Origin of the sequence: Mesorhizobium sp. B4-1-1, assembly GCF_006439375.1 — a bacterium.
Lineage (GTDB): Bacteria > Pseudomonadota > Alphaproteobacteria > Rhizobiales > Rhizobiaceae > Mesorhizobium.
Genome location: NZ_VFTH01000010.1, coordinates 32,589 through 51,948, shown reverse-complemented (window position 1 = coordinate 51,948; position 19,360 = coordinate 32,589). Strand labels below are relative to the sequence as shown.

Genomic DNA, 19,360 nt, shown 5'->3' with positions numbered 1-19,360 from the left:
TACAGGCGTCAGCGCACCACCGTCAGCCGCTCGGCGGCGCGGGTGATGGCGGTATAGAGCCAGCGCTGCCGGGTCTCCTTGAAGGCCCAGCTCTCGTCGAACAGCACGACGTCGTTCCACTGCGAGCCCTGCGCCTTGTGCACGGTCAGCGCATAGCCATAGTCGAAATCGTCGAAGCGCTTCTTCTGCTGCCAGGGAATCTCGGCATCCGGGTCCTCGAACGCCGCCTTGAGCAGCTTGATCTTGGCGACGCCGCGATCGGGGTCGTCTTCCTCCGGCGAAACCAGAAGGTTGATGCCAGGCTTCACCGTCTCGCGCGACGAGGTCATCACCTTCCACAACGACCCGTTGAGCAGCCCCTTGGCCGGATCGTTGCGCAGGCAGACCAGCTTGTCGCCGGCCTGCGGGAAGTCCGCGTTGAATCCCTTCAACTCGCGCAGCCTTTGATTGTAGCGCCGACGCGTTCGGTTGGTCCCGACCAGCACCTGGTCGGCCTTGAGCACCAGCTCCTGGTTGACGCCTTCCCTGCCGATCACCTGCGCCGTGCCGTAGTCGCCATGCATGAATTCCCGGCCCTCGCGCACGTCGAGCGCCAGCCGGATGATGGGATTGTCGCGCGCCTGGCGGTGGATCTCCGTCAGCAACACGTCCGGCTCGTGTTCGGTGAAGAAGCCGCCGCCCGAGATCGGCGGCAGCTGGGCCGGATCGCCAAGCACGAGGATCGGTGTGCCAAAGCTCTGCAGGTCGCGGCCGAGCTGTTCGTCGACCATCGAGCATTCGTCGATGACGACGAGCTTGGCACGCGCGATCGGACTTTGCCGGTTGAGCGAGAATGTCGGCGACATCGAGGTCTTGCCGGTCACCTCGTCCTCGACCGATTCCTCGCCCTTCGGCCTATAGATCAGCGAATGGATGGTACGGGCATTGGTCGCCCCCTTGGAGCGCAGCACCTGCGCCGCCTTGCCGGTGAAGGCGGCGAACTGCACCTGCCCATCGACATGCTCGGCGAAATAGCGCGCCAGCGTCGTCTTGCCGGTGCCGGCATAGCCGAACAGGCGGAAGACCTGCGGCCGGCCCTCTTTGAGCCAGCGCCCGACCGCTTTCAAAGCCTCATCCTGTTGCGGAGAGAATTCCATCAGCGCGAGAGACCGGATTCGCAAGGGAAAGACAAGACAGCCGCTCCATCACTCGTATCGCCGGTGATGACCTCATTTGCCACAACCCCGCCACGCTAGCAGGCGCAAACGAGAACGTAAAGGGAACAAGCCTTTTTGAATTTGGCTTACCTTACAGATCCGGGTCATTCTCCAACATGATCGGCTTGCCATGCGGCGTGGCGTGCGCGGCGCGTTCCCAGGCGGCCGCCAACTCGTCCACCTCGCCTTTGCCAGCGATCCCCTTTCGCGACAAAAGCTTTTCCAGCGCCGCCAGCCAGTGCTCATAATAATCGTGCCCGTCGCTCGCGGCGCCCGGCTGCTTGACCTCTGCCGACAAGGCCTCCGCCCACTCGCTCCACGAAAACAGGCCCTTGCCGTGCAGCGCAACCGTCAGGGCGAAGGCTTCGGCCTGCCATGGCTCGGCGAAAGCCGGCTCTTCAAAACCAGCCGGCAACTTACTGTCATGCCGGCTCAAGATAGCTCTCCCAGGCATCGATCGAGACGCTGAGCGTGGGATCGGCGCCCTCGCCCCAGATCTCCGCCCCGTCGAACATCACTGTGTAGACCCATTGCGGGTTCTCGCCCTTGCCATGCGCATTGCTGTCGGGAAAGACGAAGCCGTCGCGAACGGCCTCGATCGTCCCGTTCTTGCCGCGCGCATAGCGCGGCAGGCGCGTATGGCCGGTCGGGTTGAAATTCTTGGTGCGCACCCGATCGCCCGCGCGAAAACGCGCCGGCGTGGCGACCGGCCGGTCGCACGGGCCGCCCTTGGCAAGCACAGTCGGCACATCCGCAGCTTTCAGCACCCGTTTTGGCGTCGCGGCGGCATCGACCGCCTTGCCGGCGGCAAGGTCACGCTCGGTGACGAAGCCATGGCGCTTCAGCAGCGCCTCCAGCGCCTTGATCCAGATCTGGTAGTAGCTCGACGAATAATAATCGGCGGGATGCAGCGATTCCCGCGCATGCCGGCTCTCGTCGATGTTCCAGGCGCCCATGCCGCCTGCGGTGAGCGTGACGCCGAGCGCCCGCCTTTCCCATGCGGCGTGGAAATAAGGCTCGTCCGTCTCGGGCGCGACCGGCCCGAAACCCATCTGCCCGCCGAGATCCTGCGGCCCGTTCATGCGGGTTCCTTCGCGACCGCCGTGCCGATCATCGCATCGCGGCTTACCAGCCCGCCGAGCTGTTCCTCGCTCCAGCCTTCCGTTCCCTTGGGCCGCATCGGCACCACGAGGTAGCGAAGCTCGGCCGTCGAATCCCAGACACGGATCTTCTTCTGCGCCGGCAGCGTCAATCCGAACTCCTCAAGCACGCCGCGCGGATCGATCACCGCCCGCGAACGGTAGGGCGGCGCCTTGTACCAGACCGGAGGCAGGCCGAGCACCGACCACGGATAGCAGGAGCAGAGCGTGCAGACGACGAGGTTGTGCGTCTCCTCGGTGTTGAACACGGCCTGCATGTGCTCGCCCTGGCGGCCGGTATAGGAGAGCGATTCGATCGCCGCGGTCGCGTCGCGCTTCAGCCAATCGGCGTAAGCCGGATCGCTCCAGGCCTTTGCCACCACCCGCGCGCCGTTGCGCGGACCGACCTTGGTCTCATAGGTGTCGACGATGACGTCGATGGCCGCGGGATCGATCAGGCCTTTTTGCGTCAGGATCGTCTCCAGCGCGCGCACGCGCGCCGCGAACGGATCGAGCTCGTTGTCGTGGTCATGATCGTGGGCCATGTCACGAGGTTACGATTGCCCACACCGCGCCGCAAGCATGGCGGCTTGGGCCAGAGCCGCCTACTCGGCGGCGGTCTTTTGCGGGATATCGTCGTTGGTATCGAACAGCGAGCGCTGCTCGCCGCTTTCCAGCACATGCAGCTCCGGGCTGCTCTTCTTCGAGAAGAAGCCGAGCAGCCAGCCCGAGAAATTCTCGAAATAGACGTAGATCACCGGCGTGACGAACAGCGTCAGTGCCTGCGAGGCGAGCAGACCGCCGACCACCGCGACGCCGAGCGGCTGGCGCAACTCGGCGCTGGCGCCGGTGCCGAGCGCGATCGGAAACGTGCCCATCAACGCGGCAAGCGTCGTCATCATGATCGGCCGGAAACGCATCAGGCAGGCCTTGTGGATGGACTCCTTCGCCGACATGCCTTGACGCCTGAGCTCCAGCGCCACGTCGACCATCATGATGCCGTTCTTCTTGACGATGCCGATCAGCATCAGGATGCCGATCACCGCGATCACCGACAGGTCCATGCCGGCGAAGCGCAGTGCAATCAACGCGCCCAGCACCGCCGACGGCAGACCGGTGAGGATGGTCAGAGGGTGGATGAAGCTCTCATAGAGCATGCCGAGAACGATGTAGATCGTCAGGATCGCGCCGCCGATCAGCAGACCCTGGTTGGCGAGCGAATCCTGGAACGTCTTGGCCGTGCCGGCGAAGGTGGTCGAGATCTCCTTCGGCATGCCGATCTGCTCCTTGAGCTGATCGATGCGGGTCACCGTGTCGCCCAGCGACACCCCCTGCGGCAGATTGTAGGAGATCGTCACCGCCGGAAGCTGGCCGAGCTGGTTGACCGTCAGCGCGCCGGCCGTGCGGTCGACATGCGCGAAGGCGCCGAGCGGCACCAGGCTGCCGCTGGACGTCCGCATCTGGATGGCCAGCATTCGCTCCGGCGACCAGTTGATCTTGGGATCAAGCTCGGTGACGACCTCATAGCTATCTGCCGAACCGAAGATCGTCGACACCTGATCGGTGCCGAACCCGCCGTAGAGAGCCGTACGCAGCGTGTCGGTGTCGATGCCGAGCTGGGCGGCCTTGTCACGGTCGATCACCAAAGAAGCCTGCAGCGCATTGTTCTGTAGGTCGCTGGTGACATCCGTAAAGTGCGCGTGGTCGGCCACCATCGCGTCATCGAGCTTCTGCGCCCAGATATCGGCCTGACCGGTATCGAGGCTCTGTACCACGAGCTGGTAGGCGCTGGCCGACGACCGCGAGCCCAGCCTGAGATTCTGCACCGGCTGCATATAGGCCTCGATGCCAGCCACGTTCGAAAGCTGTCGCCTCAGATCGGCCTGGACCTTCTCGATGTCGGGGCGCTGGCTCTTGTCCTTCAACTGCACATAGAGCCGGCCTTGATTGAGCGCGCTTTGGCCACCGCCCACCGACCAGGCGACATGCGTCACATAGGGCGAATGCGCAAAAACGTCGGCAACCTGCCCTTGCAGCTTGACCATGGCATCGAAAGAAATGTCCTGGCGCGCAAGTGTGGAAACCGAGATCTGGCTAATGTCCTCCTGCGGGAAGAAGCCTTTCGGCGAAACCTCGATCAGCCAGACCGACGCGGCAGCCGTGACGACGAAGACGAGGAACACCAGGAAGGTATGCCGAAGGCAGAATCCCAGTAGCCGGTCATAGCTGCGCGTGATGAGGTCGTGCTTGTGGCCGGGAACGTGCTTCTCGCGATCCGCCTTTGTCACCGACAGCAGCCGCGAGCACAACATCGGCGTCAGCGTCAGTGACACGAACATCGAGGCCAGGATGGCGACGGTCACCACGACGGCGAATTCGTTGAAGATGCGGCCGATGACGCCGCCCATCAGAAGCACCGGAATGAACACCGCCACCAGCGAGATCGAGATCGAGATGATGGTGAAGCCGATTTCGCGCGCGCCTTTCAGTGACGCGTCGAAGGCCGACAGCCCGTCTTCTTCCATGTGTCGGAAAATGTTTTCCAGCATGACGATGGCATCGTCGACCACAAGACCCACCGCCAATGTCAGGCCCATCAGCGAGATGTTGTCGATCGAGAATCCGAACAGGAACATGGCGCCGAGCGTGGCGATCAGCGAGATCGGCACCGCCACGGCCGGGATGATGGTCGCCGTCACCCGGCGCAGGAAGACGAAGATCACCAACACCACCAGCGCGATGGTCAAAAGCAGCGTGAACTGGACGTCGTCGACGGCTTGCCGGATCGAGGTCGAACGGTCGTTGAGCAGCTTGATCTGAGCCGCGGCCGGCATCTGCTCCTGGAAGGACGGCAGCATCGCCTTGACCTTGTCGACCACCTCGACGGTGTTGGCGTCGGGCTGGCGCTGGACCGCAAGGATGATGGCGCGCGTGCCATCATACCAGCTTGCCGTCGTCGTGGTTTCGACCGAATCGACGACGCGGGTCACATCGCCCAATCGCACAGGGTGACCATTCTTGGTGGCGATGATCAGGTTGGAGAAACCGGCGGCGTTGTCGAGCTGGGTGTTGGCCGTGATCGTAAGCTGCTGCTTGCTGTTCTGCAGAACGCCGAGCGGCGTGTTGCTGTTGGCCGAAGCGATCGCAGCCTGCAACTGATCGATGGAGATGCCGCGTGCTGCAAGCGCGGTCGGATCGATCTGGATGCGCACGGCATATTTCTGCTGACCATAGATCGAGACCTGCGCCACGCCGTCGATGGTCGACAGCGACGGCGAGATGACGTTTTCGGCAAAGGCGTCGAGATCGGTAAGCGGGACCGTGTCGCTGACCAGCGACATCAGAAGGATCGGCGCGTCGGCCGGATTGACCTTGCGGTAGCTCGGCGGCGACGTCATCTGCGGCGGCAGCGATTTCTGCGTGCGCGCGATGGCGGCCTGCACGTCCGCCGCGGCGGCGTCGATGTTGCGGTTGAGCGCGAACTGGATGGCGATCGAGGTCTGGCCGAGCGAATTGGTCGTCGAGATCGAATCGATGCCGGCGATGGTGGCGAACTGCTTGATCAGTGGCGTCGCCACCGATGTCGCCATCGTCTCGGGCGAAGCGCCGGGCAAGCTGGCCGAAACGTTGACCACCGGAAATTCGGCGCTGGGCAGAGCCGCCACCGGCAGGAATTTATAGGCAAAAATACCGCCCAGAATGAGGGCGAACGACATCAAAAGGGTGGCGACGGGCTTGCGGATGCAGAATTCGGAGATCATTGGCTCGCCCCGCCGGCCTTGTCGGCCTCCGCGACCTTGGGCGATGCATGGTCACCGGATCCGGTCGCGGCTTTGCCTTCATGCACCGCCGCGCCGTTTTTCAATCGTGTCTGGCCTTCGATGACGACCTTCTCGCCGCTCTTGAGACCATCGCTGATGGCGCTGTTTTGCCCCTCCGTCAGCGCCACCTGCACCGGCCGCATCTCCACCGTGTTGTCCGGCTTGACCACATAGACGAACGGACCCTTCTGGCTGGGCTGCACCGCGACCGTCGGAACCGAGGTCATCTGCGGCATCGTGCCGGCTTCGAGCACCACGTTCACATACTGGCCGGGCCACAGCGAAAGATCCGAATTCGGTATGCTCGCCCGCGTGGCGATGGTGCCGGAAGCCGTATCGACGCTGGAATCGACGAAATCGAGCGTGCCCTTGCCGATCGGCGTGGGATCGCCATCCTTGGTCAGCGTCACGTCGCCTTGCTGCGGGTCGGCGAGCGCCTTGTGCAACAGGGCAAGGTTGCTCTCGGGCAGCGTGAAGTTCACCTGCAGCGGGTCTATCTGCGTGATGGTGACCAGCGGCGTCGAGCTGCTCGAGTTGCCGTTGCTGGTGGTGACGAGATCGCCCACCGAGACGTTGACGGCCCCGAGCCGGCCCGCGATCGGCGCCGAGATGGTCGCGTAGCTCAATTGCACGGTGTCGGCATCGATGGTCGCCTTGTCGGCGTCGATGGTGGCGGCCGCGGCCTTCTGCGCCGCCAGCGCCTGATCGTAGGTCTGCTGCGTGCCGGCCTGCTTGGCGACGAGGTCCTTGGCGCGCTGCAGATCGGCCTGGGCGCTCACCAGCATCGCCTGGTCCTTGACCAGCGTCGCCTGGTCCTTGGCGAGTTGCGCCTTCAGCGCACGGTCATCGAGCGAAATGAGAAGGTCGCCGGCCTTGACCATCTGCCCGTCCCTGACCGCGATCGACACGATCTGGCTGGAAACACGGGCATTGATGCTCACCACCGCCGGCGACGAGACGAAGCCGATGGCATAGCGGCGTATCGGGAAATCAGCAGTCGTCGCGGTCGCCGCAACGATCGAGGCTGAACGCCCCCCGCCGCCTTTCGCGGTGTCCGACGCATTGGCCGTCTTGTCGCTGCCCCCTGTTTTGTCAGCGCTTGCCGTCTTGTCCGCAGCGGCTTGCTTGCCCGAAATGAGTTCCTGGACCCTGGCCAAGGTCGTGGGCGAAAAATAGAGCCCGGCGCCCACCAGACAGGCGACCGCTACAACTGCAAAGGCGATTTTTCCGCGCATCGACAAAACAAGCCCTCTACCCGACACGCCGATCCCGGTGGTCCATCTTAGCTCGATTCACGGCCCTTCGCCGCGATTTTCGCCGAATAGATAGGACAAGGCTTTGGCGGAAAAGGGCCAAAACGCGGGATTACGAAGATTTAATGTGCAGTGCACAAATGTTAGGCAGCCGGCAAATGAGCAGGACCAGGTGCCCTCATCCAATCGAAAGTAGGCCGAAAATCAGGCCAGACATGCCCCTTCCGGGAACGGGGCGAGCGTATTCAATACAGGTGAGACGGGAAGCCGTGGACCGGCATCACCTGAGTATCAACACATCTTTACTAGCGCAGCATCGGCCACAGCGTCGCCGCCAGCAATAGACCCATGGCGATATTGAACCATTTCAGCCGCACCGGATCCGACAGGAAGCCGCGCAGCGCCGTGCCGAAGCCGGCCCACACCGAGACGCTGGGCAGGTTGACGATGGTGAAGGCGATCGAGATCAGCACCACCGAGACGAACGGGCGATCGGAATTGGTGTAGACGGCCATGGCGGTGATGGCCATCACCCATGCCTTGGGATTGACCCACTGGAACGCAGCGGCGTCGATGAAGCGCATCGGCCGCCCCTCCGCCCCTTTTCCGTCGCTTATCGAGCGCGACATGGCGATCTTCCAGGCGAGGTAGAGCAGATAGGCGGCGCCCGCGATCTTCAGCGCCGTGTGCAGCGCCGGGAACGCCGTCAGCACCGCGCCGAGCCCGAAGCCGACGGCGAGCAGCAGAACCAGAAAGCCGATGCTGATGCCCAGCATGTGCGGAACCGTCCTGGCGATACCGAAATTGACGCCGGAAGCGAGCAGCATGAGGTTGTTCGGCCCCGGCGTGATCGAAGTCACGAAGGCATAGACCAACAGGGCAAGGAATGTGTCGAGCGACATGTTATCCTCCCGGATATGTCAGCCTTACTGTCCCTTTAGCAAATGCGCAAAAAGCCAGAGACGGGCAACCGCCGTGCCAAAGCTTGAAACAGGACGGTCGTCCTGTTCACATTCCCTGTGGGCCGCGGTTCATCGCGGCGACGCCGGTGCGGCAGATCTCGACCAGGCCGAGCGGCTTCATGATGGCGATGAACTGGTCGAGCTTGGAGCCCTTGCCGGTGATCTCGAAGATGAAATGCTCGGTGTTGGCGTCGATGACCGAGGCGCGGAAAGCATCGGCGAGGCGAAGCGCCTCGACCCGGGCATCGCCGGTGCCGGCGACCTTGACCAGCGCGAGCTCGCGTTCCAGCGGCCGCTCCTGGCCAAGCTCTTGCGAACGGACGGACAGGTCGACCACCCGGTGCACGGGCACGATGCGCTCGAGCTGATGCTTGATCTGCTCCATCACATGCGGCGTGCCGCGCGTCACGATGGTGATGCGCGACAGATGCTTCTCATGCTCGGTCTCGGAAACGGTAAGGCTCTCGATGTTGTAGCCGCGACCGGAAAACAGGCCGATGACGCGGGCAAGCACGCCCGGCTCGTTGTCGACCAGCACGGAGAGCGTATGCGTTTCCGGCTTCTCGGTTTCCTTGGCGATGAAATAGGCGGAGCCGGTCGGTTGAAGGTGCTGTGCGTTCATGAGGTGAATCTCGATTTCAGACTTTTGAGCTAATTCTCTGTTTGTGCACGGCTTTCTCTCGACAGCCCCGCCTTGATGGCTGCCTACACCAGTTCCCTGCCCTTGGCGTCGATGGCGTTGGCCACCGCCTCGTCGGTCGCCTCGTCCGGCAGGAGCATCTCGTTATGCGCCTTGCCCGACGGGATCATCGGGAAGCAGTTGGCCAAGGTCGCCACGCGGCAGTCGAACAGCACCGGCTTCTTCACCGAGATCATCTCCTTGATCGCGTCGTCGAGCTCGTCCGGCTTGTCGCAGCGTATGCCGTGGCCGCCATAGGCCTCCGCCAGCTTGACGAAGTCCGGCATCGCCTCGGTATAGGAATGCGACAGCCGGTTGCCGTGCAGGAGCTGCTGCCACTGCCGCACCATGCCCATATACTGGTTGTTCAGGATGAAGATCTTGATCGGCGCATTGTACTGCACCGCCGTGCTCATCTCCTGCATCGTCATCTGCACCGAGGCGTCACCGGCGATGTCGACGACCAGCGCATCCGGGTGCGCGATCTGCACACCGAGCGCGGCCGGCAAGCCGTAACCCATGGTGCCGAGGCCACCCGACGTCATCCAGCGGTTCGGCTTGTCGAAATGATAGTGCTGCGCCGCCCACATCTGGTGCTGGCCGACCTCGGTGGTGATGTAGGTGTCCTTGTCCTTGGTCAGCTCGTAGAGCCGCTGGATCGCGTATTGCGGCATGATGACGTCGTTGTTCATCTTGTAGGCGAGCGAGTCCCGCGCGCGCCATTTCGCGATCTGCTCCCACCATGGATAGAGCGACTTCTTGTCGGTCTTGGCGGTCGCCCGCCACAGCCGCACCAGGTCTTCCAGGACGCGTCCGACATCGCCGATAATCGGCACGTCGGTATGAACGTTCTTGTTGATCGAGGACGGATCGATGTCGATGTGGATCTTCTTCGAGTTCGGCGAGAACGCGTTGAGACGGCCGGTGATGCGGTCGTCGAAGCGCGCGCCGATGCAGATCATCACGTCGCAGTCATGCATGGCCATGTTGGCTTCATAGGTACCGTGCATGCCGAGCATGCCGACCCAGTTCTTGCCCGACGCCGGATAGGCGCCGAGTCCCATCAGCGTCGAGGTGATCGGGAAGCCGGTGAGGTCGACCAGCTCGCGCAGCAAGTGGCTCGCTTCCGGACCGGAATTGATGACGCCGCCGCCCGAATAGATGATGGGCTTCTTGGCGGCTGCCATCAATTCGACGGCGGCCTTCACCTTCTCCAGGTCGCCCTGGACCTTGGGTTGATAGCTGGTGCGGGGCGCCGTCTGGGGCGGCACATAAATGCCCCTGGCGAACTGCACGTCCTTGGGAATGTCGACCACGACCGGGCCGGGACGGCCGGTGGTCGCGACATGGAAAGCCTCATGGATGGTGGCGGCGAGTTCGTTGACGTCCTTCACCAGCCAGTTGTGCTTGGTGCAGGGGCGCGTGATGCCGACGGTGTCGCATTCCTGGAATGCGTCGGAGCCGATCAGCGATGTCGGCACCTGGCCGGTGAGGCAGACCAGCGGAATGGAATCCATCAGCGCGTCCTGCAGCGGCGTCACCGCGTTGGTGGCGCCGGGACCGGACGTCACCAGCATGACGCCGGCCTTGCCGGTCGAGCGCGCATAGCCTTCGGCGGCATGGCCGGCGCCCTGCTCGTGCCGGACCAGGATGTGCTCGACATCGTCTTGTTGAAAAATTTCATCATAAATTGGGAGAACGGCGCCGCCCGGATAGCCGAAGACATGCTTGACGCCGTTGTCCTTCAGCGCTTGCACCACCATTTCGGCGCCTGTCATTTCGCGCCGCTCGTTCTGTCCGTTGCTCATCGGTCTGGTCCCGTACTGTCCGCCATCTGGCGATTTGCTGGTCGTTTAGTCGTGTTTCAGGCAATAAAAAAGGCCCCCGAGGGAGCCTGTGTGATGCGCATGGGAGGTTTTCGCCCGGCGGTTACACCGCCTTGCCCACGCGCCTGCCTACGAGAATGAGTGCCGTTTTCATGGGCGCGGACAATAAGGGCGAAAATGCGGGCTCGTCAATGGGGTCCGGCGCGAATTCACCCGCCTGTGAGAACGGCGTCGGAGCGCGCTCCCATCGCACAGCTACCATAGTACAGTTGAGCGTGCCTGTCCGACGCACCACTATGCGCCGACAAAGGACGTGCGAGGAGGACGCATGGCTGGCGAACGGGAGCATATTCGCGAGAGCGAGCAGGTGTTGTCCGGCGCGCGATCGGCCCGCGACGATATCGTCGTTCAATCCTGGCTGCGTTGCATCGATACCCATCGGCTCGACGCGGCGCGGCCGACGGATGCCTATATCGTCCTAACGGATTGATTTCATTGTAATCCCTCATGAGCACCACGATTGGCACGCCGCCTACTGCTCATGCCGGACTCTAGCAAGTGGAGGACAACAAATGCTCGAGAGAACACCCACCACCAAGGCGCAGGCGCTGCTCGACAAGTTCGGCAAGGCACTGGAAGCCGGCGACATCGACAGCGCCGTCAACTGCTTCCAGGCCGACTGCTACTGGCGCGACCTCGTCACCTTCACCTGGAACCTGAAGACGATGGAAGGTCAGGAACAGGTCCGCGACATGCTGCGGGCAACGCTGGCCAGCACCAAACCCACCGACTGGGCGGTGGCCAAAGGTGAGGAAGCAAGCGAGGACGGCGGCATCATCACCGCCTGGGTTACCTTCGAGACGAGCGTGGCGCGCGGCTTTGGCCTCGTGCGGTTCAAGGGCGACCTGATCTGGACCCTGCTCACGACGATGGCGGAGCTGAAAGGCCATGAGGAGAAAGCGGGCTTCACCCGCCCGCTCGGCGCCAAGCATGGCCATGGCAAGGACCGCAAGACGTGGCGCGAGGAGCGCGACGACGAGATCGCCGAGCTCGGTCATACCAAGCAACCCTATGTCGTCATCATCGGCGGCGGCCAGGGTGGAATTGCTCTTGGAGCCAGGCTGAAACAACTCGGCGTGCCGGCCATCATCATCGAGAAGAACGAACGCCCAGGCGACTCCTGGCGCAAGCGCTACAAGTCGCTCTGCCTGCATGACCCGGTCTGGTACGATCACCTGCCCTATATCGACTTTCCGAAGAACTGGCCGGTCTTCGCGCCGAAGGACAAGATCGGCGACTGGCTGGAAATGTACACCAAGGTGATGGAGCTCAACTATTGGAGCTCCACATCAGCGAAATCCGCCGAATATGACGAGAAGGCCAAGGAATGGACGATCGTTGTCGAGCGCGACGGCAAGGAGGTTGTGCTGAAGCCGAAGCAGCTGGTGCTGGCGACTGGCATGTCGGGCAAGGCCAACTGGCCGAAATACAAGGGCCAGGACATCTTCAAGGGCGAGCAGCAGCACTCCTCGACCCATCCCGGCCCGGACAAGTACCGCGGCAAGAAGGTGGTGGTCATCGGCTCCAACAACTCGGCGCACGACATCTGCGCGGCGCTGTGGGAAGGTGGTGCCGACGTGACCATGGTGCAGCGCTCGTCCACGCACATCGTGAAATCCGACACGTTGATGGATATCGGCCTCGCCGCGCTCTACTCCGAGCAGGCGGTCGAGAACGGCATGACGACGCGCAAGGCCGACATGATCTTCGCATCGCTCCCCTACCGCATCCTGCACGAGTTCCAGATCCCGCTTTACGAGCAGATGAAGGAGCGCGACGCGAAGTTCTACGCGGATCTGGAAAAGGCCGGCTTCATGCTCGACTGGGGCGACGACGGCTCGGGCCTGTTCATGAAATACCTGCGACGCGGGTCCGGCTATTACATCGATGTCGGCGCCTGTGACCTCGTCATCGACGGTTCGATCAAGCTGAAGAGCGGGCCAGGCGCCGCGGTGCAGGAACTCACCGAAACCGGCGTAAAATTCGTCGACGGCACCGAATTGCCGGCCGACCTGGTGATCTATGCGACCGGCTACGGCTCGATGAATGGCTGGGCCGCGGACCTCATTTCGCAGGACGTCGCCGACAAGGTCGGCAAGGTCTGGGGTTTGGGTTCCGGCACCACCAAGGACCCCGGCCCCTGGGAAGGCGAACAGCGCAACATGTGGAAGCCGACGCAGCAGGAAGCGCTGTGGTTCCATGGCGGCAACCTCCACCAGTCACGCCACTACTCGCAATATCTGTCGCTGCAGCTCAAGGCCAGGCAGGTCGGCTTGCCGACACCTGTCTATGGGCTGCAGGAGGTCTATCACAAGGGATAGCTGCCCGCCCGTGCAAAAGACCCGCGCGGCGTCTCCGCCGCGCGGGTTTCAGTTCAGGCCCTGAGCACCACGCCCCTCGCCTTGGCCCAACGCTCGACAACCTTGCGCTCCTCCGGCAAGGCCAGACGGTTGCCAAAACCGCGCACCTGGACCGCGCGGTTCTGCGGATCGAGCTCGATCGTCAGGAGCCGCTCGATCTTGCCCAGCGACGTACGCCGCAACACCCAGATCGAGGCGTTGCCGGCGATGCATTTGGCCGCGTACATCGACACGCAGTGATGCATCGCGCGGCTCTCGGCGACCAGATCCTCGGCCGTCTTGAGCTGTCGGACGAAGAAGCGCTCGCCGCGCACCGTCGCCTCCTTCGCCGATGGCTGCCATTCCCAGTCCTCGAGGCGCGAGCCGTCCCAGGCACCGCGCTCGGCCGGCGTTCCGGCGCCTCGCTGGTTGCGTCCGGCGGCACGCCGGCGCATGGCCTCGATGCGCTCGATCGCGGCGATGTCGCGATGCCAGTCCAACATCTGCCGGCGCAACGAGGCAAGCGTGCGCCCCTTCAGGCTGTAGGCCGCACCACGCTGATGCATGGCGCCGATGTAATCGCACAGATCGTCGATCTCCTCCTTCGAGGCGGAATATCCGCAGAAGAAGCGAGCCACCTCGCGCCAGAATGCCAACTCGTGGCGCGGCGTGCGCGCGATTTTGGTACGCGCAAGCCGAGCCGCCAATCCCTGGTCGTCCGTGTAGGACCGGGCAATCGCCAGCCAGAACGCCTCGGCGAAACCAAAATCGCCGGACACGTTGAGGAAGCAATGCACCTCCTTGCGCGACAGCCATGCGTTGGCGCCGGCCTTGTAGAGCGAGTCGCCACGCGCGATCGTCACATACCAGGACTTGCGAAACGCAATCTCGTTGGCGTCCAGGCCCGTGCTGTCCAGCCAGACGCTCTCGAGCGCGGCCGAAACCGGATAACGCGCATAGAGATAACGTGCCGCGGCCAGCCGCAGTCGCGCGCGGTCGCGCGTCTTCAGCTTCGGACGCCACAGCGCGCCGTCGCGGATCGCCATGCCCGCAAAGCCCGAGCGTGCATCGTCCAGCGCCCGCTCGAAATCCGGAACGGGACGCGTGGCGGCGAAAACCTGCCGCAGCCTTGCATCATAAGCTTCAATGCGTTCGCGCTCGGCGTCCTGCCTGCGCTGGATCATGGACCTTGCCATGGCCGTTCTTCCCTATTGGAACCTTGTCAGCCGCGCGCATTTCCAGCGTCGGCACGGATCGTGACGATCTGGATTGCGGGGTCATTGGCAGGTCTCCTCTCAGGGATGACGGGTTATGGACGGCGGCTCTCTAGGGTCCGAGCAAAGATGACGCAAGCGCCATTCTCTCAATGTTTACAATAGCCTGCTTGAGTGTTGCAAAGGCGCATCTGAGGCTTCCAGGCAGCCGGCATCGTTCGCGGGAAGCGCTCAGCTCACCGTCGTTGGCCCCGCACGGTCGACCGCACGGAAAAGATAACTGCCCACCGCGGATCGCGGTCGGCGCTCGCATCGTCAGGAAGTTTGAAACCCGTGGTAGCGGGTCAACCGGTCCGTCCGCCGCGAAGGCGCGTAGTGCGTGAACAGGATCTCATCGTCGCCTCCATCAAAAGCGTTGTGGGTGCCGGCACGGCCATTGAAAACCAACTGGCCGCATGTAGGGCGCGGCTAATACATCTGTTTGAGCACGACAGCAAGGCACCGGCTATGCTCGGCATCGCCGGGTTCGAACGAGGCCTCGACATTCCGCCCATTCGGACTGGACGCAATTGGCGCGAACACTTGCAACCTGGAGGCGGTCGCGGGAGCCGTCTGGCCGGTATCCAATCCGGTTATACTCGGCTAGGCCGCCTTTTCCGCCGCGAACTTTTTCACGACGCGCTCCAGCAGCGGCACGTAATCGCGAAAGGCGCGCGTCTTCATGTCGGCGACCTTGCCGCCCTCGTCCCAGATGCGCACCCGCACCGCTTCGTCGTGGAAGGGATTGCTGCGAAACTCAGCCACTTCCTCCGCGCTCATCGGTCCGCCCTGCAGCGACAGCGTATGCACCGAGGCCGGCGACAGCTTGCCGAAATAGGTCGGATCGGTGGCGCACAGATAGCGCTTGGCCGAGACGTGCAGCCTGACGCACTCGACGATGACCGGCGGAAAGAAAGGCGCAAGCACCTCGCCGCCCGCCTCGTCATGGTGCTTGTCCTCGACGTCGTCGGGCGAATAGGTGCCGAACTCGCTGGTATAGTGGCCGATATCGTGCAGCAGCGCCGCCGCGACAAGCTCCTCCGGCGCGCCGTCCTGCTCGGCCAGCCACGCGCCCTGCAGCATATGTTCCGACATGGTGACGGGCTCGCCGAGATAGGACTCGGCACCGCGGCGCTCGAAGATATCGGCGATGAATTCGACGATGTTGCCCGTGTTCAATTCGTTCGGGTTCATTCCGCCGCCTCCTTGAAACCATGCTCGATCGCCGCCAGCGTCGAAAGCAGGCCATCCTTGTCGGCGTAGCAGCCCTGCAGCCAGCGCTTGCCGCCGCCGGAAAAGGCCTTGCGCGCATGCATGACACGCGTGTTGTCGACGATGAAGGACTGCCCGGCCTCGAGCTTGAACGTCACCTCGAAGGCCGGATCCTCGATCAGCTCGGCGAACCGGCGGTAGGCCGCATAATACTTGTCCATCGCGGCGAACGGCACATCCACGACCGGCGCCAGCGAGCGGTTGTTGAAGCGGATGCAGATGAGCTCGCCATCAGGTCCAAGCTCGATCATCGGCCGCTTGGACTGGAGCCGCACGCCCGACGAGCCGGCATATGCGAAGCGCGCCGGATAGGCAGAGAGCAGCCGGAAGCCGTCGGGGTTTTCCGCCTGAAGCGCCGCCGCCACCGCGAACCCGTCGACGACGCTGGATTCGCCGCCTTCGACCGTGTTCTCGATGCAGGCCAGGATCTGCAGCGTCGGCACCGGATCGCGGTAGGGATTGTCGGTATGCGCCTGCAGGCCGAGATTGGTGTAGGCGAGATTGTTCGGATTGACCTCGGCGCGCACCTCGAACCAGCGCCCGTAATTGGTCTCCCTGATATAGCCGAACAGATCGGCCACCTTGCACAGCGAACCGGATTCGGCAGGCAGGCCGTCCATGACGGCAAAGCCGTAGCTGCGGACAGCGGCCAGCCATCGCAGCAGCACATTGCCGTCGCGGCTGGCGTCGGCATAGGCCGCACGCGGCACGGAATTCTGCATCGAGGCTTTCGTCCAGCGCTGTATGTCGCCTCCCGTCCAGCCGGGCTCGCGAGCCTCCTGGCGATCATAGGCATGGCTGCGCAGCCAGCCGGCGGGAAAGCCGACGCTCTTGCCTTCGGGAGCGAACGTGACTTCGAGCAACTCGCCCTCGATCGAGGCTGAGCCGATCCGCGTCTCGGCCGGAATGTCGAGAATGGTGATCAGCCGTTGGCCGTTGCCGGCGCTGCGCGTCTTGTCGTCCAGCGCATTGTCGCGCAGCCACATGGCGTGGAAGCGGCTCACCGTTCCGTCTTTCCAGCCAAGCTCGATCGTTCGTCCGTCGTCGCCCAGCGTTACCGTCGTCAACATATCCTGAAAGCTCCCATCCCTTAACGCCACCGCAGGTACGGATTGCATGGTGGCTTCACCGACGGCATAATTCAAATTATCGTTTTGTGGGTAATGGCACTAAATTTGTGATGGCTGGAAAAGCTTTCGACACAATGCCTCCGCTCGACTGGCTGCGCAGTTTCGAGGCCGCCGCCCGCCTGTCGAACTTCACCGCCGCGGCCGCCGAGCTCGGGCTCACCCAGGCTGCGGTCAGCCAGCACATCCGTTTCCTGGAAGAGCGGCTGAGGACGCGATTGTTCGCGCGCCTGGCGCGCGGCGTGGCTCTGTCGCCGGAAGGCGCGGCCTATCTTCCCCACATCCAGTCGGCATTCGCGACCATCGGCAACAGCACGAACGAGCTGTTCGAGCCGCGCGCCGTGCAGACTGTCGGTATCCGCGTCCCCATTTCCTTCGCACTGCTGGTGCTGGTCCCGGCTCTTCCAGACCTGGCAAAGGCGCTGCCGCGCGTCAGGCTCGATCTGGTGACCATCCATCGGCCGACCGACTACGACCAGCCGGGCTCGGCGCTCGACATACGCTTCGGCAACGGGTCCTTTCCCGGGCGCGAGGCCGACCGGCTGACAGTCGAGCGGCTTGTTCCGGTCGCGGCTCCAACGCTCGCCCATGGTGGCGATTGGACATCGTTGCCGCTGCTCCTGGTGGCAGGCGCGCGCGAAATGTGGGCGGAATGGTTTGCCGCCGCGGGGCTTGCCGGCCATTCCCGGCGCTCGCATCGCTTCGACAGTTTCGTCGCCGCCTTGGAAGCGGCCAAGACCGGCGCCGGAGCGCTGCTCGGCTCCCGGCCGCTGGTCGACGCCGCGCTCAGGGACAATGCTCTCGTCAGGCTTTCGGATTTCGAGCTTTCGAGCCCGTCGGGCCATTTCCTGACAAGGCCGTCATCGTCGCGACTGTCCGGCGCCGAGCAGGATTTTCGCCGCTGGCTTCTGTCGCGCATCGCCAGGATTTCGGGATAGCGCGTCGGCCGCTATCCCTATCCGTTTCCAGTAGATAAGAGTGCCGGTCAGCCCGCCATGCGGCTTGAGCGCGAAATCGGGGATCTCACCGGTCAGCGTGAAACCCAGTTTCTCATAAAGCCCGGCCGCGCCCTCTTCGCTCGCCGTGTCCAGCACCAGCAGCGTACGACCTTTCTCGACGGCCAATTTCTCCGCTGCTCGCATCAGGCCGGTCGCGACGCCTTTGCCGCGATGGTCGCGGCCGGTCATCAGCTTCGCGATCTCGGCGCGGTGCGGTTGATTGGGCGGGAAGTCGAGCAGCAGCGTGACTGTGCCGGCAAGCGCCCCGCCCTGCCATGCACCGAGCACCGCCCGTTCGCCGCGCGCGGCCGCGGCAAGCGACTTGCGCCAGAACTCCCGCGCTGCCGCCGGCGACAATGGATGCATGAAGCTCACCGATCCGCCGGCGGCGACCGTCTCGATCAAAAGATCGGACAGGTGGGCCGCGGTTGCCGCGTCGTGGATCAACGCCCGGATTTCAAGGGAGTTCATGCTGGTGCTCTCCAGAGGTCTCGGAAACGAGGTCATTCGAAATGGCTGGGCCTCTTGCGTCGTCGCGCCCGCCTGATTTCGGCGATACGGTCGGCATCGTCCTCGTTGAGATGGCGCCCGCGCTCCAGGATCTCGAGCGTATATTCCTCATAGGTCAGCCCGAGCCGCTCGGCCCGTTCCAGGCGTATCAGCATGACGGCGTGGCTTGGCGCCTTCCAGGCCTTGTCGTGCGCGGCGCGCCAAGCGAGGAAGATGTAAGCGTCGCCCTTGCCCCAGGGCGGGCCGTCATAGTCGTCGAGCGGCGGCCCGCCATTATGCGAGCGCTTTGGCCGGCGAGACATCGCAATCAGTCCCTGACCAGCGCCACGAGATACTCCGCCGCATCCGGTCCGGGAGCATGAAAGACACAATCCGAGGGCGCCCCCAGCGCCAGGCAGTCGCCGGGGTCGAGCCTGTGCAGCAAATCGCCCTCGGTGAAGTCCAGCCTCCCGTCGATCAGCCATATCTGCTGCTTGATGAAGGTGTAGGATGCGGCTGGAAGGCTGACCTTGGCGCCCGCCGGCAGGCTGACCCTGATCAGTTCGAGCGGCATCCGCGATGCCGGCGACAGATGACGTCTGATGTAACCGGTTGCCGGATCCTGCCAGACCGGCTGCTCGTCCTTGCGCGAAACGCCGCCGCCCTGCATCTCGGCTCGTGCGATCAACGTCGACAGCGTCATGCCGAAGGCCACCGCGATACGCACCAGGAGCGCCGCGGTCGGACTGGTCGTACCGCGTTCGATGGCGCTCAGCATCGCCTTCGAAACGTCCGAGCGCTCGGCCAATTCGGCCAGCGACCAGCTCCTCACCGTTCTCTCGGAGCGTATCCGTCTGCCGATCGTGGCACTGATGTCGTTCGATATATCATCCATTCGTCCAATATATCGGAATTCCTCGCACTGGGAAGAGGCTGTTCGATCGAA

At 63.5% G+C, this 19,360-nt stretch carries 18 protein-coding genes; 3 read left to right on the top strand and 15 right to left on the bottom strand.

Features of this window, described 5'->3' with window-relative positions; translation table 11 throughout:
• Positions 1 to 8: 8 nt before the first annotated feature.
• The 9 genes from FJW10_RS15820 to FJW10_RS15780 all read right to left on the bottom strand — a co-directional run bounded on the left by FJW10_RS15820 (position 9) and on the right by FJW10_RS15780 (position 10,858).
• Positions 9 to 1,136: an ATP-dependent RecD-like DNA helicase gene (locus FJW10_RS15820; RefSeq protein ID WP_140829198.1), complete on the bottom strand. Its 1,128-nt coding sequence runs from the start codon at positions 1,134 to 1,136 to the stop codon at positions 9 to 11.
• 151 nt (positions 1,137 to 1,287) lie between these two features.
• The gene (locus FJW10_RS15815; protein WP_140900809.1) at positions 1,288 to 1,632 is read right to left on the bottom strand and encodes a nitrile hydratase accessory protein; all 345 of its coding nucleotides are present in this window, start codon (positions 1,630 to 1,632) and stop codon (positions 1,288 to 1,290) included.
• Positions 1,619 to 2,278: a nitrile hydratase subunit beta gene (gene nthB / locus FJW10_RS15810; RefSeq protein ID WP_140900808.1), complete on the bottom strand. Its 660-nt coding sequence runs from the start codon at positions 2,276 to 2,278 to the stop codon at positions 1,619 to 1,621. The genes FJW10_RS15815 and nthB overlap by 14 nt, the downstream gene beginning before the upstream one ends.
• Entirely contained in the window at positions 2,275 to 2,880 is a 606-nt protein-coding gene (gene nthA, locus FJW10_RS15805; RefSeq protein ID WP_140900807.1) for a nitrile hydratase subunit alpha, read from the bottom strand. The genes nthB and nthA overlap by 4 nt, the downstream gene beginning before the upstream one ends.
• A gap of 60 nt (positions 2,881 to 2,940) precedes the next feature.
• Positions 2,941 to 6,096, bottom strand: coding sequence for an efflux RND transporter permease subunit (locus tag FJW10_RS15800; RefSeq protein WP_140900806.1), 3,156 nt, complete (start codon positions 6,094 to 6,096; stop codon positions 2,941 to 2,943).
• Entirely contained in the window at positions 6,093 to 7,391 is a 1,299-nt protein-coding gene (locus FJW10_RS15795; protein ID WP_140900805.1) for an efflux RND transporter periplasmic adaptor subunit, read from the bottom strand. Before FJW10_RS15795 ends, FJW10_RS15800 begins: the two co-directional genes overlap by 4 nt.
• 323 nt (positions 7,392 to 7,714) lie before the next feature.
• The gene (locus FJW10_RS15790) at positions 7,715 to 8,311 is read right to left on the bottom strand and encodes a LysE family translocator (protein WP_140900804.1); all 597 of its coding nucleotides are present in this window, start codon (positions 8,309 to 8,311) and stop codon (positions 7,715 to 7,717) included.
• 106 nt (positions 8,312 to 8,417) lie between these two features.
• Positions 8,418 to 8,993 (bottom strand): acetolactate synthase small subunit, encoded by a 576-nt coding sequence (gene ilvN, locus FJW10_RS15785; protein WP_140705828.1) that lies wholly within the window; start codon positions 8,991 to 8,993, stop codon positions 8,418 to 8,420.
• Between the two features lie 83 nt (positions 8,994 to 9,076).
• On the bottom strand, positions 9,077 to 10,858 hold the full coding sequence (locus FJW10_RS15780; protein WP_140829182.1) for an acetolactate synthase 3 large subunit: 1,782 nt from the start codon (positions 10,856 to 10,858) through the stop codon (positions 9,077 to 9,079).
• Between the two features lie 346 nt (positions 10,859 to 11,204).
• Here FJW10_RS15780 and FJW10_RS30455 point away from each other — a divergent pair, with 346 nt between their 5' ends.
• Both FJW10_RS30455 and FJW10_RS15775 read left to right on the top strand, forming a co-directional pair.
• Positions 11,205 to 11,366, top strand: coding sequence for a hypothetical protein (locus FJW10_RS30455; RefSeq protein WP_181177547.1), 162 nt, complete (start codon positions 11,205 to 11,207; stop codon positions 11,364 to 11,366).
• 82 nt (positions 11,367 to 11,448) lie between these two features.
• Positions 11,449 to 13,257: an NAD(P)/FAD-dependent oxidoreductase gene (locus FJW10_RS15775; protein WP_140900803.1), complete on the top strand. Its 1,809-nt coding sequence runs from the start codon at positions 11,449 to 11,451 to the stop codon at positions 13,255 to 13,257.
• Between the two features lie 53 nt (positions 13,258 to 13,310).
• Here FJW10_RS15775 and FJW10_RS15770 read toward each other — a convergent pair whose 3' ends face one another.
• From FJW10_RS15770 to FJW10_RS15760, 3 genes are all read right to left on the bottom strand, one after another.
• Complete coding sequence (locus tag FJW10_RS15770; protein ID WP_140900802.1) at positions 13,311 to 14,471, bottom strand: PcfJ domain-containing protein; 1,161 nt, start codon at positions 14,469 to 14,471, stop codon at positions 13,311 to 13,313.
• A gap of 660 nt (positions 14,472 to 15,131) precedes the next feature.
• On the bottom strand, positions 15,132 to 15,722 hold the full coding sequence (locus FJW10_RS15765) for an HD domain-containing protein (RefSeq protein WP_140900801.1): 591 nt from the start codon (positions 15,720 to 15,722) through the stop codon (positions 15,132 to 15,134).
• Positions 15,719 to 16,870, bottom strand: a complete 1,152-nt coding sequence (locus FJW10_RS15760; protein ID WP_140900800.1) for a gamma-butyrobetaine dioxygenase — start codon at positions 16,868 to 16,870, stop codon at positions 15,719 to 15,721. The genes FJW10_RS15765 and FJW10_RS15760 overlap by 4 nt, the downstream gene beginning before the upstream one ends.
• 110 nt (positions 16,871 to 16,980) lie before the next feature.
• Between FJW10_RS15760 and FJW10_RS15755 the strand changes: the two genes are divergently transcribed.
• Entirely contained in the window at positions 16,981 to 17,865 is an 885-nt protein-coding gene (locus FJW10_RS15755) for a LysR family transcriptional regulator (RefSeq protein ID WP_246674278.1), read from the top strand.
• Here the strand turns inward: FJW10_RS15755 and FJW10_RS15750 are convergent.
• From FJW10_RS15750 to FJW10_RS15740, 3 genes are read right to left on the bottom strand one after another with little or no spacing between them, the layout of a single operon-like run.
• The gene (locus FJW10_RS15750; RefSeq protein WP_140900799.1) at positions 17,788 to 18,396 is read right to left on the bottom strand and encodes a GNAT family N-acetyltransferase; all 609 of its coding nucleotides are present in this window, start codon (positions 18,394 to 18,396) and stop codon (positions 17,788 to 17,790) included. The genes FJW10_RS15755 and FJW10_RS15750 overlap by 78 nt on opposite strands.
• Before the next feature lie 32 nt (positions 18,397 to 18,428).
• A complete protein-coding gene (locus FJW10_RS15745) occupies positions 18,429 to 18,737 on the bottom strand; it encodes a hypothetical protein (RefSeq protein ID WP_140829170.1) in 309 nt (102 codons plus the stop codon).
• 5 nt (positions 18,738 to 18,742) lie between these two features.
• Entirely contained in the window at positions 18,743 to 19,309 is a 567-nt protein-coding gene (locus FJW10_RS15740) for an XRE family transcriptional regulator (RefSeq protein ID WP_140900798.1), read from the bottom strand.
• Positions 19,310 to 19,360 lie beyond the last annotated feature (51 nt).